Here is a 14703-nt window from a genome sequence, read left to right as displayed (position 1 = left end):
TCGCGCTGACTGTCAGGGGTGACGGGTAGGCTCGTAAGCAAGATGACAGAGGACCTCTCACCAGCTGAGCGATACCAGGCCTTCCGGATCCGCGCCGCCGAGCAGGCCACGGCTCTGGCGCCCTTTCGCGAGATGTACGAGTTCGGGCTGGACCCGTTCCAGATCGAGGCCTGCAAGGCCCTGGAAGCGGGTAAGGGGGTGCTGGTCGCGGCCCCGACCGGATCGGGCAAGACGATCGTCGGTGAGTTCGCCGTGCATCTCGCACTCCGTCAGGGCCGCAAATGCTTCTACACCACGCCCATCAAGGCCCTTTCCAACCAGAAGTACACCGATCTGGTCAAGCGCTACGGTGCGGACAAGGTCGGCCTGCTGACCGGCGACAACAGTGTCAACGGCGACGCCCCGGTGGTCGTCATGACCACCGAAGTGCTGCGGAACATGCTGTACGCGGGCTCGCAGGCGCTCACCGGCCTCGGTTACGTGGTGATGGACGAGGTGCACTACCTCTCCGACCGCTTCCGCGGCGCGGTCTGGGAAGAGGTGATCATTCATCTGCCGGACTCGGTGACGCTGGTGTCGTTGTCGGCGACCGTGTCCAACGCCGAGGAGTTCGGCGACTGGCTGGACACCGTCCGCGGTGACACCGAAGTGATCGTCGCCGAGAGCCGGCCCGTGCCGCTCTGGCAGCACGTCCTGGCCGGCCGCCGGATGTACGACCTCTTCGAGGAGGAGACCGACCACGGCGGCCGCGGCGCCGGCCGCCGCGAGGTCAACCCCGACCTCGTCCGGCTCGCCCGCATGGAGAACCAGCGCGGGTACAACCCGCGTGAGCGCCGCCGCGGAAAGATGGTGCGCGAGGCGGACCGCGAACGCGAGCGGCGCCAGCGCAGCCGGATCTGGACCCCGTCCAGGCCCGAGGTCATCGACCGGCTGGACGCGGAAGGGCTGCTGCCCGCGATCACGTTCATCTTCAGCCGGGCCGGCTGCGAGGCCGCCGTGCAGCAGTGTCTGCAGGCCGGACTGCGGCTCAACGACGATGCCCGACGCCGGCTGGTCCGGGAGATCGTCGAGGAGCGGACCGCCTCCATTCCCGCCGAGGACCTGCACGTCCTCGGCTACTACGAATGGCTCGAAGGGCTGGAGCGGGGCATCGCCGCGCACCACGCGGGCATGCTGCCGACGTTCAAGGAGGTCGTCGAGGAGCTGTTCGTCCGCGGACTGGTCAAGGCGGTCTTCGCGACGGAGACCCTCGCCCTCGGCATCAACATGCCCGCCCGCTCCGTGGTGTTGGAGAAGCTCGTCAAGTGGAACGGCGAGCAGCACGCCGACATCACCCCCGGCGAGTACACCCAGCTGACCGGCCGTGCCGGACGGCGCGGCATCGACATCGAGGGCCATGCGGTGGTGCTGTGGCAGCGCGGCATGGACCCGGGCGCGCTGGCCGGACTCGCGGGTACGCGCACCTATCCGCTGCGGTCCAGCTTCCGGCCCTCGTACAACATGGCCGTCAATCTGGTGCAGCAGTTCGGGCGGCACCGGTCGCGCGAGCTGCTGGAGACCTCGTTCGCACAGTTCCAGGCCGACCGGTCGGTCGTCGGGATCTCCCGGCAGGTGCAGAAGAACGAGGAGGGCCTGGAGGGCTACCGGGAAGGCATGACCTGCCACCTCGGTGACTTCGAGGAGTACGCGCGGCTGCGCCGCGAACTCAAGGACCGGGAGACGGAGCTCGCCAAGCACGGCGCCTCGCAGCGGCGGGCGGCGGCTGCGGCCTCCCTGGAGAAGCTGAAGCCCGGCGATGTCATCCACGTTCCGACCGGGAAGTTCGCCGGGCTGGCGCTCGTGCTGGACCCGGGGCTGCCGGCCGGACGGGTCAACGGCCACCGGGGGCTCGAGTACTACGACGGGCCGAGGCCGTTGGTGCTGACCGTCGAGCGGCAGGTCAAGCGGCTCGCCGCGATCGACTTCCCCGTGCCGGTCGAAGCGGTGGAACGGATGCGGGTGCCGAAGTCGTTCAACCCGCGGTCGCCGCAGTCCAGGCGTGATCTGGCGTCGGCGCTGCGGACGAAGGCCGGGCACATCGTGCCCGAACGGCACCGCAGGGGACGGGCCGAGGCCGCGGACGACCAGGTGATCGCCCGCTACCGGGCCGAGTTGCGGGCGCATCCGTGCCATGGGTGCGCCGAGCGCGAGGACCACGCGCGGTGGGCGGAGCGGTACCACCGGCTGCAGCGGGACACGAAGCAGCTGGAGCGGCGGATCGAGGGGCGGACCAACACGATTGCCCGCACGTTCGACCGCATCGTCGCGCTTCTCACCGAGCTGGACTATCTGCGGGGCAACGAGGTCACCGACCACGGGCGGCGGCTGGCCCGGCTCTACGGCGAGCTGGACCTGCTGGCGAGCGAGTGTCTGCGGGCGGGCGTCTGGGAGGGTTTGAACCCGGCGGAGCTCGCCGCGTGTGTCTCGGCGCTGGTGTACGAGGCGCGGCAGGCGGACGACGCGGTGGCACCGAAGCTGCCGTCCGGGCCGGCCAAGACGGCGATGGGCGAGATGGTCCGCATCTGGGGGCGGCTGGACGCCCTGGAGGAGGACTTCAAGATCAACCAGACGGAGGGGGTCGGACAGCGGGAGCCCGATCTCGGGTTCGCCTGGGCGGTCTACATGTGGGCGTCGGGGCGGACGCTGGACGAGGTGCTGCGCGAGGCGGACATGCCGGCCGGGGACTTCGTGCGGTGGTGCAAGCAGGTGATCGACGTCCTGGGGCAGATCGCGGCGGCGGCGCCGGGGGCCGGGGCGGCGGACGGCAGCAGTTCCGTGGCCCGGAATGCGCGCAAGGCCGTGGACGCGGTGCTGCGGGGCGTTGTGGCCTACAGCTCGGTGGGGTGAGGGGAACCGGGCGGGGCGTGGGGCCGGGTGGGGTTGGCGCCTGCGGGAACCTGCTCCCTGGCCCGCCCCTTCCCGACACTGGGTGCTGTCCCGGGCCCCCGGTCCTCGAGCGCCGGACAGGCTGAATGATGCCCTGGAACCCGGGCGGTCCTGGGGCTGCGGGGCCGAAAGCCCGGGGAGCGGGGGGGTCAGGGGGCGGTGGATCCCGGCCGGGCCAGGTAGGCACGCCAGCCGCCGTACCGCGTGATGTCCTTACCCGCGGCCAGTGCATACGGCTCGCAGAGGAAGCCGGGGGCCGTGGTGCCGTCGGCCAGTTCCACTCGGCCCAGGGCCATGGGCGACGGGAGCTCCGCCGCGAGGCGCCCCAGGCCCTCGGGGGGCAGGTGCCAGACCTCCACCTCGATCGCGGCGCCGCCCTCCCCGACCCGTTCCAGGCCCGGCTTGGGCGGGGCGGTGCGCAGGGCGTGCAGGCGGTAGACCGGGGCCGTCGTCGTCGTGTGGAGCAAACGCGCGCCCAGGGACAGGAGTTGGGGGTTCAGCGGCTGGCCCGTCAGATGGGCGCCCGCGACCGCGAGCCTGGTGGGCGCAGTGAGGAGCGCGGTGATGCGGGCCAGACGTTCGTCCGTGTGAGCCGGGCCGACCAGCATCACGCCGAAGGGCCGTCCGGCCACGTCGCCGGCGGGGGCGGCCACCGCGCACAGGCCGAAGAGGTTCGTGGAGTTGGTGAACCGGCCCAGGCGCGCATTGGCGCCCAGCGGGTCCGCTGCCACCTCCGTGAATGTGGGGTGACCCGGTGCGGTGGGCAGGAGGAGGGCATCGGCGTCGGAGAGGGCCGCCATGGCGGCTCCGCGCAGGGCCGCCAGCCGGTCCCGGTCGGCGAACAGGCGGTGGGCGGGGATGGACCGGGCCGCCGTGATGATCCCGGCGACGGTGGGGTCGAGGTCGTCGGCGGGAGCGGTGTCGATGAACGCGCCGACCGCCGTGTACCGCTCGGCCACGAACGCTCCCTCGTACAGCATCGCGGCGGCTTCGAGGAACGGGGCCGGGTCCACCGGCTGGAGGCGTGCGCCCGCCGCGCGGAGACGGTCGGCCGCCGCCTCGTACGCCTGCGCCCAGCCGGGGTCCAGTTCCCCCAGCCGCTCGGTGGGCGGGACCGCGATCCGCCAGGGGCCCGGTGCCCGGGCGGGGACGGGGTGCGGTGCGCCCGTGGCCGTCAGAGCGAGGGCCTGCTCGGCCTCGGGGAGCGTACGCGCGAAGACGGTGACGCAGTCCAGGCTTGCGCAGGCCGGGACCACGCCGTCGGTCGGGACCAGGCCACGGGTCGGCTTCAGGCCGACGATGCCGTTGAACGCGGCCGGGACCCGGCCGGAGCCCGCCGTGTCCGTACCGAGCGACAGGTCGGCGACGCCCAGGGCCACGGCGACCGCGGAACCGGAGCTGGATCCGCCGCTGATGCGCGACGGATCGTGCGCGCTGCGGACCGCTCCGTACGGGGAGCGGGTGCCGACCAGACCCGTGGCGAACTGGTCGAGGTTGGTCGTGCCGATCACCAGGGCTCCGGCCGCGCGGAGGCAGGCCACCGCCGGGGCGTCGGCCGTCGGCTTGTACGCGTACGAGGGGCAGCCCGCAGTGGTGGGGAGGCCTGCGACATCGATGTTGCCCTTGACGGCCAGCAAGCGGCCGGCGAGGGGCAGGTGTTCCCCCGCGGCCACGCGGGCGTCGAGGGTTCGGGCCTCGGCCTCCACCTCGGGAAGGGGGCGCAGATCGATCCAGATCTCGGGGCGGTCGACGGCCTCGATCCGGGCATGGGCGGCGCGGACACGGGCCAGGACGGATGCGGGCGTGGTCATGTGTGCTCCTCAGTTCGCGGCGGGCGGGGCCAGGACCAGCAGGGCCGTGCCCGGTTCCACCTGGGCGCCCGGACGGGTGAGGATCTCCGCGACGACGCCGTCCGCCGGGGCGTGGACCCGGGACTCCATCTTCATCGCCTCCAGGGCGAGAAGCGGCTGACCCGCCGTCACCGTGTCGCCGGGGGCGACGTTCAGCTGCCAGACCGAAGCGGCGAATTCGGCCTCCACGAGCCGGCCGCCCGGGGGCACGGTCACCTCGGCTGCCGGTGGCGCCGGCTCTGTGGCGGCCTCGGCCCGCGCGAACTCGCCCGCCTCCTCCCAGGCGCGGCGTTCGGCGGAGAACGCCGCGCCCTGGCGGGTGCGGAACTCGGCGATCGATGCGGCGTCGGCGGCCAGGAACTCCTCGTACCGCGCCAGGGAGAACTCGCCCTCCTCGATCCGCGGTACGAACCGGCCGGATGCGATGTCCGCGCGGAGCTCGAGGAGTTCGTCCGCCTCCACCGGATACCACCTGATCCGGTCGAAGAACCTCAGCAGCCACGGTGAGCCGGGCTCGAACGCCCCGCGCTGCTGCCACCCCGACCACACCTGGGTGGTGCGCCCGACGAACTGGTAGCCGCCCGGACCCTCCATCCCGTAGATGCAGAGGTAGGCGCCGCCGATGCCGACCGAGTTCTCCGCCGTCCAGGTGCGGGCCGGGTTGTACTTGGTGGTGACCAGGCGGTGGCGCGGGTCGAGCGGGGTGGCGACCGGTGCGCCGAGATAGACGTCGCCGAGGCCCAGTACCAGATACTCCGCGTCGAAGACCGTGCGGTACACGTCGTCGACGGAGTCCAGGCCGTTGACCCGGCGGATGAACTCGATGTTCCACGGGCACCAGGGCGCGTCGTCCCGTACCCCCGCCATGTACCGGGCGATGGCTTCGCGTGTCGCCGGATCGTCCCAGGACAACGGCAGATGCACGGTCCGCGACGGGACGGTCAGGGCATCGGCGGGCGGGAGCGCCGACTCGGTGGCGTGGAGGAGTTCCAGGAGCCGGTGCTGGGGGAGGAGCTCGGGGTCCGTCTGGATCTGGAGCGAGCGGATGCCGGGGGTGAGACCGGTGATGCCGGGCACGGCCGCTGCGGTCAGCGCCTCCATCAGTGCGTGCACCCGCATCCGCAAGGCGAGATCCAGCTGCATCGGGCCGTACTCGACCAGCACGTTGTCGTCGCCGCTACGGCGGTACGTGACGTCGTCGTCCCGGTACAGGATTCCGCCGTCGACGATGTCCGGACGCCGCTCGCCGGTGATCGTGACCGGTGTGAAGCGGACCGTGTCGCCGGGCCGCAGCTGGCCCAGCTTCCAGCGCTCGCCCGTCACCACCGTCGCAGGGCAGACGAAACCGCCCAGCGACGGCCCGTCGGGGCCGAGCAGCACCGGCATGTCGCCCGTGTAGTCGACGGCGCCCACGGAGTACGGCGTGTCATGGATGTTCGACGGATGGAGTCCCGCCTCGCCGCCGTCGGTGCGGGCCCAGCGCGGCTTGGGGCCGACCAGCCGCACACCGGTGCGGGCCGAGTTGAAGTGGACCTTCCAGTCGGCGGCGTAGAAGTCGTGGATGTCCTGCTCGGTGAAGAACTCGGGTGCGGCGTGCGGGCCTTCGGCCGCACCGATGTGCCAGGTGCCGCCGATGTGCGGGCGGTCGGTGTCCGGTACGGAGGCGCTCGACGGCCGCACCGCGCCGCCGTGCAGGACGTCTCCCGTGCGCAGGGCGCGGCCGCCGTGTCCGCCGAAGCCGCCCAGGGTGAACGTCGCCGCGCTGCCTAGGAAGCCGGGCACGTCCAGGCCCCCGCCGGCGAAGAGGACGTAGGTACGCAGACCGTGCCCGTCCGGCGCGCCGACCGCGAGTGTGGCGCCTGCCGGGACGGTGAAGGGTTCCCACAGAGCGACCGGTTCGCCGTCGACGGTCACGGGGGCGGGTGCGCCCGTGACGCAGACCGTGGTCGGGTGGGTGAACCGCAGGGCCGGTCCCTGAAGCGTGCATTCGAGGCCGGGTGCGCCCGCGTCATTGCCGAGCGCGGTGTTGCCGAGCCGGAACGACAGGTCGTCCATCGGGCCGGACGGGGGGACGCCGACCTGCCAGTAGCCGGTGCGGCCCGGCCAGTCCTGCACGGTGGTGAGGGTGCCGCCGGAGACCACCTCGATGCGCGGGGTCGGGTCGGTGACGGTGGCGAGCGTGGCCGTGGAGTGGGCGGCGGTACGGACCCGGTCGTCGGCGAGCGCGGCCCGCACCAGGCCGAGGTTGGTCTCTATGCCGTCGATCCGGGTGGCGGCGAGTGCCGTGTCCAGCCGGGCGAGGGCCTCGGCACGGTCGGCGCCGTACGCGACGACCTTCGCCAGCATCGGGTCGTACGACGTCGTCACCTCCGTCCCCGTCTCGACCCAGGTGTCGACACGTACTCCCTCGGGGAACACCACCCGGGTCAGCAGGCCCGCCCCGGGGCGGTGGTCGCGGGTCGGGTCCTCGGCGTAGACCCGGGCCTCGACGGCATGGCCGCGCGGCGTATCCGGTTCGCGTACGACATCCGTGTCGCCCTGGGCGAGGCGCAGCATCCACTCGACGAGGTCGACGCCGTAGATCTCCTCGGTGACCGGGTGTTCGACCTGGAGGCGGGTGTTGACCTCCAGGAAGTACGCCTCCGCGCGCGCCGCGTCGTACACGAACTCCACCGTGCCCGCCGAGCGGTAGCCGACCGTCGCACACAGATCCTGTGCGGAGGCGGTGAGTTGTTTGCGGACGTGCGGCGGGAGTCCCGGGGCGGGCGCCTCCTCGAGGACCTTCTGGTTGCGGCGCTGGAGCGAGCAGTCGCGGTCGCCGAAGGTCACCACCCGGCCCCGGCCGTCGCCGAAGACCTGCACCTCGACATGGCGGGCGTCCTCGACGAGGCGTTCGAGGAAGACACCGGCGGAGGAGAAGGACGCGGCGGCGACCCGCTGCACCCGCTCCCAGGCGTCGGCGAGTTCGCCGGCGGACCGGCAGGCCGACATGCCGATACCGCCACCGCCGCCGGTCGCCTTGAGCATCACGGGATACCCGATGCGGCCGGCCGCCGCCAGCGCCGACGGCAGGTCGGGGAGCAGTCCGGTGCCGGGCGCGAGCGGTACGCCCGCGGCCTCCGCGGCCGCGCGAGCGGTGTGCTTGGCACCGAACAACTCCAGCTGCTCGGCGGTCGGGCCGACGAAGACGATTCCCGCGTCCTCGCAGCGCCGGGCGAAACCGGCGTCCTCGGAGAGGAATCCGTAGCCGGGGTGGACGGCCCCGGCCCCGGTGTCCTTCGCGGCCTTCAGGACCAGGTCGGCGTCGAGGTACGACTCCTTGGCGGACGCAGGCCCCAGCCGTACCGCCGTGTCGGCGAGGCGCACATGGGGCGCGGAGCGGTCGGGGTCGGAGAAGACCGCGACCGTACGCAGTCCGAGGCGGCGGGCGGTGCGGATGATCCGTACGGCGATCTCGCCCCGGTTGGCCACCAGCAGTGTGTCGAAATTCGTCATGCGGTGGCCTCGCTGATGGTGGCTTCGACGGCCGTCGGCTCGAAGCCGTTGCAGGGGTTGTTGATCTGGGGGCAGTTGGAGACCAGGACCAGGACGTCCCGTTCGGCGCGCAGGGTGACCCGCAGACCCGGGGCGGAGATGCCGTCGACGATGCCGAGCGTGCCGTCCTTCTCCACGGGGACGTTCATGTACCAGTTGATGTTGGAGACGAGATCGCGCTTGCCGAGCCCGTGCCTGGCCCCTTCCGCGAGGAAGTTGTCCACGCAGGCGTGCTGCGACCAGGTGTGGTGCCCGTAGCGCAGGGTGTTGGACTCCTTGGAGCAGGCGCCGCCGACCGTGTCGTGCCGGCCGCAGGTGTCCTCGGTGACCGTCATCAGCGGGGTGTGCTCGTCGGACAGCAGCACGCTGCCGGTGGTCAGGAAGATGCTGCCCTGTGCGTGGACGGTGTCCGGCGCGCTGTAGCGGACGGCGGTGTCGTGGGCGTCGTACACCAGGAAGTCCACGGCCTGGTTGCCGTGCAGATCGGTCAGCGTGAGCTGTTCCCCGGCGCGGACGACGGCGGACCAGGCGGCCCGCGCGGGAATCACGTCCGAGCGGCGGACGGTGGCGGCGACGGTCATGCGAGCCCCCTGGCGGTGAGGTGGTCGAGCGTGTTGAGGAAGGCCCGGTGGCCCTCCGGGGTGGCGTCCCAGAGCGGGTCCCCGGGCGCCGTCGGGCGGGCGCGCCAGGCCAGTACCTCCAGCGGGGTGCAGACGTAGCCGGGGCGCGGGTCCAGCGGGTGCGGGACGTTGGCGATGAGCACGGTCAGGTCCTGCTCGGTGCGGAGCGTCACCGCTGCGCCGGGCCCGGCGGAACCGGTGAAGTCGAGGGCGCCGTCCTCACGTACCTCGACCCCCTGGAAGAAGGAGAGCGACGGCGGCAGATCGCGCGGCCCGAGACCGTTCTTCGCGGCGGCCAGCTTCAGCAGCTCGCGGCCTGCCGGGGACGGCGACTGCGGGGTGCCGTCGCCGTACCGCGCGGTGTTGCGGACCAGGGTCGAGGTGCCGCACAGCGCGTCGTGCCGGCCCGAGCTGTCGGCGACGACCGAGGCGAGGACCCGCCCCTGGTCGGAGAGGAGCAGCCGGTCCGCGCCCAGGTAGGCGTTCCACTGGACCTTGACCGTGTCCGCGGCGTTGAGGCGCTCCCAGGGCCGCCCGTCCGCGTACAGCAGCAGATGGGCGCAGGCGTCGCCCGCGAGGTCGGTGAGCCGGAGCTCGGTGCCGCGGGCGAGCACGCGGTGGGTGTAGTTGCCCCCGGCCACGGTCTCCGCCCAGACGGGCGCGCCGGGGGCGGCCGCGGGCCAGTCGCTCGCGGGCACCACCGGCATGGTCGCGGTGCGGGTGCCGTGCTGGGCGCGGGCGTGGTCCCGCGCTCCGTGTGTCGTCGCTGTCGCCATGGCTGGACCTCCGGCTCGGCGTGCTGTGTCGATCACGCATTTCTGTCGCACGACAGAAATTAAGGTGCGGTCGAGTCGGGGTCATTGCCCGTCCGTTGCACGGGAGTTACCGACTGCTCACCAAGATCGGAACGGGCGTGGGTGTGCGACGATCGGCCCATGTCCACCACCGGGAGAAGGGTCGGCCGCCCACGCGCGCAGCAGCGTCCCGACAGCGGGCTGTCCGCGCGCGACGAACTGCTGACCGCCGCCGCCGAGCTGTTCACCACCCGCGGATACGCGGCGACCACCACGCGGGCCGTCGCCGAACGGGCCGGAATGCGCCAGGCGACGATGTACCACTACGTGGCGGGCAAGGAGGACCTCCTCGCGGAGCTCCTGGAATCCACGGTCACGCCGTCACTGGCCCTGGCCGGGAAACTGCTCGCCGCCGAGGCGAGGCCCGCCGAGGACCGGCTGTGGGAACTCTGCCGGTCGGACGTGATGCTGCTGTGCGGCGGGCCGTACAACCTGGGTGCCCTGTACGTACTGCCCGAGGTGCGGGCCGAGCGGTTCGCCGGCTTCCACCGGGTACGGGGCGAGCTGAAGGACGCGTACGGGACGCTGCTGGCGGCGACCCGGGCGGGGGCGGCGCTGGACGAGGGGGAGCTGGCGCTCCGTACCGATCTGGTCTTCGGGCTGATCGAGGGGGTGATCCTGGTGCGTCGCTCGCGGCCGGAACGGCCGGTGGCCGCGTTCGCGGCGGCGACGGCGGATGCGGCGTTGAGAGTGGCGGGGACGGTGCCCGGCTGACCGCCGCCTCTGCTAAGGGCTGTCCCGTAATCCCTGGCGGGCGCACGACGACAGCTGCGGCACCTCGCCGCGTTGTCGGAACGCCCGAATACACACAGTATGAGGACGCTCCTCCGCCTTGCGATGCACCACATCTGACGCCGCGCGCTGATCCACCAGGGATTACGGGATAGCCCTTAGGAGCTGTGTGCCTTCGGGGCCGGGCCATGTTGCGGACGGATCATGCCTCGGCCGGCCCGCATGGTGCGGACCGGCCGACGGCTTTCCGTCCTCCGTCCGTCCCGGCGGCGATCCGCCGGGCATGTGCTGAGGGCCTCTCGTCCGGATCACGCCGGGGTCGCCTGATCCGGACGCAGGACCCTAGGTCCGAGTGGTCCGAGTGGTCCGACCGCTCTTCATCGAGGCGCCGACGCAGACCAGCCCGAGCAGGAGAGTCAGACCGCCGATGATGACGTTGTTGAGGATGACGCCCAGGTCGGGACTGTTGCCGACGATCCACGTCGACAGGATCATCCAGATGCCCATGGCGCAGATGGCCCAGCTCAGGCCGTACATCCGGGCCGGCATCACGGTGAACCCGAGTCCCAGTACCGCGATCGCGATCCCCATGATCAGGTTGTGCTGCACGAGTGTGGGCTGGCTTGCGGTGAAGTGCAGCACCCACGGTGAGATGGCGCAGTAGAGACCGACGAGGAACACCGGTGCGTCCACGAGTGCCACATCGCGACCGCCGAGCACGCGGTCATACCGTTCCCGCATTTCGGTGACATCCGGGTGACTGGTTATGTCAGCGCGGGTGTGCGAGACGTTGGACATGAGAGTCGTCTCCTTCGCTCCTGAAGGCCCGACCGCGGAGGGGTGAGGTGCGGTGGGCGCCTCCTTCCACCATTCTGCTCTTATCTGCGCCTTATGTGCACATTTCAGCCCCTATGGACGGTGCGAATCCAGGCGGCGGGCCAGAGCCGCCAGCTGGGCCGCGCGCAGGACCCGGCCCCCGTACCCCGGCAGTGGAACATGCAGCGGCTCCGTCCAGCGCGAGGGGATCGCACCGCTCCCGTACACCGCTCCGGCCAGGCCACCGGTGACGGCCGCGACCGTGTCGGTGTCCCCGCCCGCGTCGATGGCGGCCGCCAGCGCGGCCTCGAAGGTGTGTGTCGTACGCAGCGCCCAGACAGCGGTGCCCAGGCAAGGCCACACCGCCCCGTTGAACTCCGTCGCCAGGCCGGGGTGCCAGTCGGGTGCGAGGACGGTCGCCCAGCGTTCGCGCCGGTCGTCGCGGATGGCGGCCAGGGCACCCGGGACGGCGGTGAGCGGGTCGTCGCCGTTCAGTGCCACGCGGATCAGGTCATGGAGGACGGCGGTGCCCTCCCAGGCGGCTTGGTCGCCGTGCGTCAGCGCCGCGATCCGGCGGGCGGCGTCCATCGTCGCCGCCCGCGCCGCCGGCTCCGGACCGTCGGTTCGTGCGAAGTACACGGCCGAGGTCGCCGCGCGCATCAGCGAACCGTTGCCCGCCGCACGCCCGTTGACCTGGAAGTGGAGTGCCGCCGCCAGGTCCCAGGGGTCGCCGCTCGTCAGGACGTACTCGGTCTGCAGACCGATGTCCTTCGGCTCACCCGCCGCCCACCGCCGGAACCTGCCGAACATCTCGGCGGGGTCGAGCCCGTCCCGCTCCAGCAGGGACTCACCGACCAGGACAGCCATCTGGGTGTCGTCCGTCGCCTCGCCCGGATCCCAGCCGCCGCCCCCGCACATCTCACCCATGCCGTCCGGGAACCGGGTCGTGTACACACCCGCGGGACCGAACTCGAACGGCGCCCCGAGTGCATCGCCGACCGCCGAGCCGACTACGGCGCCCACCGCCCGGTCCTGTCTTTCCCCCTGGTTCATGGGGCCAGCCTAGGGAGACCGGCCTGCTCCGGTGCACGCGGTGTGCCGCGGCCGTCAGGCCAAGCGTCCTCGTTGCGTTCGGCGGGTGCTGCTCGCGGCCCGGTGCGTCGCAGCGTGGCGCACCAGGCCGCCGGGTCGAGCGCACAGGTCGTGCCCCCGCCGGTCGGCGAGGACATGGGTGCGAGAGCGGGTCAGGCGCCTTCCGACAGCAATGCCGAAGGCGCGCCCTTCGATGTGGCGTGCCCCCGATGTGCCCTCCAGCCACGCCACACAGCGCCGAGGGCCACTGTGACCAGCAAAAACAGGACCGTGAACCACTGGAAGTACCAGTGTCCGCCCGCGGGGTCGTACACCGCTGCCCGCGGCCAGGCCAGGTTGACGGTCATCATCAGCCCGTACAGCAGCGCGAGCGCATTGACCGCGATGCCCCAGCGGCCCAGCGAGAACAGCGGCCGTCCCGTCTCGTCCACGGCGTTTGTCCGCGCGGCGAACGTACCGCGCAGCCGGCGGACCAGCAGGGGGCCCGTCACCATCGAGTACGCGAGGTACAGCATCACGATGCAGGTGGTGCCGAGGGCCAGGAACGCGTCGGGCGAAACGAAGTTGAGCAGCAGCAGGGCCGCCGAGAGCACACCCACGACCACCGCGGGGGCGGTCGGCATTCCGGTGCGCGCGTCGACCTTCGACAGCAGGCCGGAGCACGGCAGCTGACCGTCGCGGGCCATCGAGAACAGCATCCGGCAGGCCGCCGTCTGCACCGCGAGGGTTGCCACGGCGATGGCGATCACGACGTCCACCAGGAGCACCCGGCCGACCCCGTCACCGAGGCTGCTGGTCAGGACGTAACTCATGCCGTCGACCGCGAGACGACCGTCGGTCAGACTGGGCGCCGCCAGCAGCCCGCCCAACACGAGCAGCCCGCCGAGGAGACCGGCAGCGCCCAGGGCGGAGAGGATCGTGCGTGGGGCGGTACGGCGCGGATTGCGGGTCTCCTCGCTCATCTCGCCCGCGCTGTCGAAGCCGATCATGACGTACGCGGCCGTGAACGAACCCACCAGCAGTGCGCCCAATACCCCCGTCCCGGCGCCGTCGGTGCGGAAGGTGACGGACGGGGTGCGTTCGGAGTGGGTCAGCAGCAGGACGACGATCAGGACGGCGCCGATGATCTCGGCGGTGACACCGATCCGGTTGATCGCCGACATCACGCGGTTGTCGACGATGTTCACCAGCGTGGTCAGAACCAGCAGGACGGTGCCGAGCAGTGCCGCGTTCATGGCACCTGTCGGGGACAGCGGTGCGGGGTCGCCGCCGATCAGCTGGAATCCCGACCAGATGGGCGGCATCACCATCTGCAGGGCCAGCGCGGCCGCGGCGACCACCACGATCTGGCCGATCACCATGATCCAGCCCGCGAACCAGCCGAAGGTGAGGTTGGACAGGCGCGACGACCACTGGTAGATCGCGCCCGATATCGGGTAGCGGGCGGCGAGTTCGGCGAAACAGGCGGCGACCAGCAGTTGGCCGATCAGTACTGCGGGCCAGGCCCAGAAGAAGACGGGGCCGCCGAAGGAGTAGCCGACGGCGAAGAACTGGAAGACCGTCGTCAGGACCGAGATGAAGGAGAAGCCGGCGGCGAACGAGGCATAGCGGCCGAGGCTGCGGTGGAGTTCCTGGCGGTAGCCGAACTCCTTGAGGGGGGAGCCGGATTCGGCGGGGGCGGGCGGGTCGGGGAGTACGTCGGTGGGGGCGGTGACGGACATGGCAGCACCTGCTCTCAGGGACGGGGAAGGGAAGGGAAGGCGGCGCCGTTCAGGCGCGAGGGGTGTGGCGTGCTTCCTGGCCGAAGGGGGAGAGGGGCAGGGCACCCGCGGGCAGCGTGATCTCGCCGGCGGCCGGCCGCTGCCCGAGATGGCCGAGGGTCTGGACGGTCTGTGCGTAGAGGTGTTCGCCGGCGACGACACCGGGGCGCGCGACCCAACTCGGCCACGGCGTACGCGCGTTCCTCGGGTCTGCCGGTGCGCAGGGCCGTGATGTCCACGACCGGGAGCTCGGTGAAGGAGGTCGGCCCTGCACCCAGGTCACGCCGGTGGTGGTGTCCCGGCGTCCGTCCGCGTCGACGAGCAGCGAACGGCGCCGGACACCGGTCGGTTCGGGGACGGACGGCGGGAGGGCGTGCTGCTTCGCGGACATGGCGGCCCCTTGCGGCGCAGCGGCCGGAGCCGCATTCCTGTCGGATGACAGAAATTAGGGAGAGCCTGTTTCCGCCGAATGACACGGCCGTGTCCGTGCGGCGCCGAAGTGCTCACTGCGGTCGTGCAC

The 14703-nt window shown here is 71.8% G+C and carries 10 protein-coding genes; 2 read left to right on the top strand and 8 right to left on the bottom strand.

All coding sequences use genetic code 11. From position 1 onward, the window contains the following. Positions 1-42 precede the first annotated feature (42 nt). Positions 43-2886: a DEAD/DEAH box helicase gene (locus tag LRD69_RS04525; RefSeq protein WP_277325248.1), complete on the top strand. Its 2844-nt coding sequence runs from the start codon at positions 43-45 to the stop codon at positions 2884-2886. Between the two features lie 188 nt (positions 2887-3074). Here LRD69_RS04525 and LRD69_RS04520 read toward each other — a convergent pair whose 3' ends face one another. The 4 genes from LRD69_RS04520 to LRD69_RS04505 are packed head-to-tail and all read right to left on the bottom strand — an operon-like array spanning position 3075 to position 9705. Beyond that, on the bottom strand, positions 3075-4736 hold the full coding sequence (locus LRD69_RS04520) for an allophanate hydrolase (protein ID WP_277325247.1): 1662 nt from the start codon (positions 4734-4736) through the stop codon (positions 3075-3077). A gap of 9 nt (positions 4737-4745) precedes the next feature. Next, a complete protein-coding gene (locus tag LRD69_RS04515; RefSeq protein WP_277325246.1) occupies positions 4746-8270 on the bottom strand; it encodes a 5-oxoprolinase/urea amidolyase family protein in 3525 nt (1174 codons plus the stop codon). Continuing rightward, positions 8267-8890 carry an urea amidolyase associated protein UAAP2 gene (locus LRD69_RS04510; protein ID WP_277325245.1) on the bottom strand — a complete coding sequence of 208 codons (624 nt, stop codon included), beginning with the start codon at positions 8888-8890 and terminating at the stop codon, positions 8267-8269. Before LRD69_RS04510 ends, LRD69_RS04515 begins: the two co-directional genes overlap by 4 nt. Beyond that, positions 8887-9705, bottom strand: coding sequence for an urea amidolyase associated protein UAAP1 (locus tag LRD69_RS04505; RefSeq protein ID WP_277325244.1), 819 nt, complete (start codon positions 9703-9705; stop codon positions 8887-8889). The genes LRD69_RS04510 and LRD69_RS04505 overlap by 4 nt, the downstream gene beginning before the upstream one ends. Positions 9706-9864: 159 nt before the next feature. Between LRD69_RS04505 and LRD69_RS04500 the strand changes: the two genes are divergently transcribed. Beyond that, positions 9865-10497 (top strand): TetR/AcrR family transcriptional regulator, encoded by a 633-nt coding sequence (locus tag LRD69_RS04500; protein WP_277325243.1) that lies wholly within the window; start codon positions 9865-9867, stop codon positions 10495-10497. A gap of 360 nt (positions 10498-10857) precedes the next feature. Here LRD69_RS04500 and LRD69_RS04495 read toward each other — a convergent pair whose 3' ends face one another. From LRD69_RS04495 to LRD69_RS04480, 4 genes are all read right to left on the bottom strand, one after another. Then, positions 10858-11313 (bottom strand): SPW repeat protein, encoded by a 456-nt coding sequence (locus LRD69_RS04495; protein WP_277325242.1) that lies wholly within the window; start codon positions 11311-11313, stop codon positions 10858-10860. Between the two features lie 111 nt (positions 11314-11424). Further along, positions 11425-12384 (bottom strand): ADP-ribosylglycohydrolase family protein, encoded by a 960-nt coding sequence (locus LRD69_RS04490; protein ID WP_277325241.1) that lies wholly within the window; start codon positions 12382-12384, stop codon positions 11425-11427. Positions 12385-12575: 191 nt separating this feature from the next. Continuing rightward, entirely contained in the window at positions 12576-14144 is a 1569-nt protein-coding gene (locus LRD69_RS04485; RefSeq protein WP_277325240.1) for an amino acid permease, read from the bottom strand. A 49-nt stretch (positions 14145-14193) separates the two neighbouring features. Continuing rightward, a complete protein-coding gene (locus LRD69_RS04480; protein WP_277325239.1) occupies positions 14194-14574 on the bottom strand; it encodes a hypothetical protein in 381 nt (126 codons plus the stop codon). Positions 14575-14703: the final 129 nt, after the last annotated feature.

Origin of the sequence: Streptomyces sp. JH14, assembly GCF_029428675.1 — a bacterium.
In the GTDB taxonomy this organism is placed as follows: Bacteria; Actinomycetota; Actinomycetes; order Streptomycetales; family Streptomycetaceae; genus Streptomyces.
The sequence above is the reverse complement of the archived record's forward strand: the minus strand, read 5'-3'. Positions and strand labels throughout refer to the sequence as shown.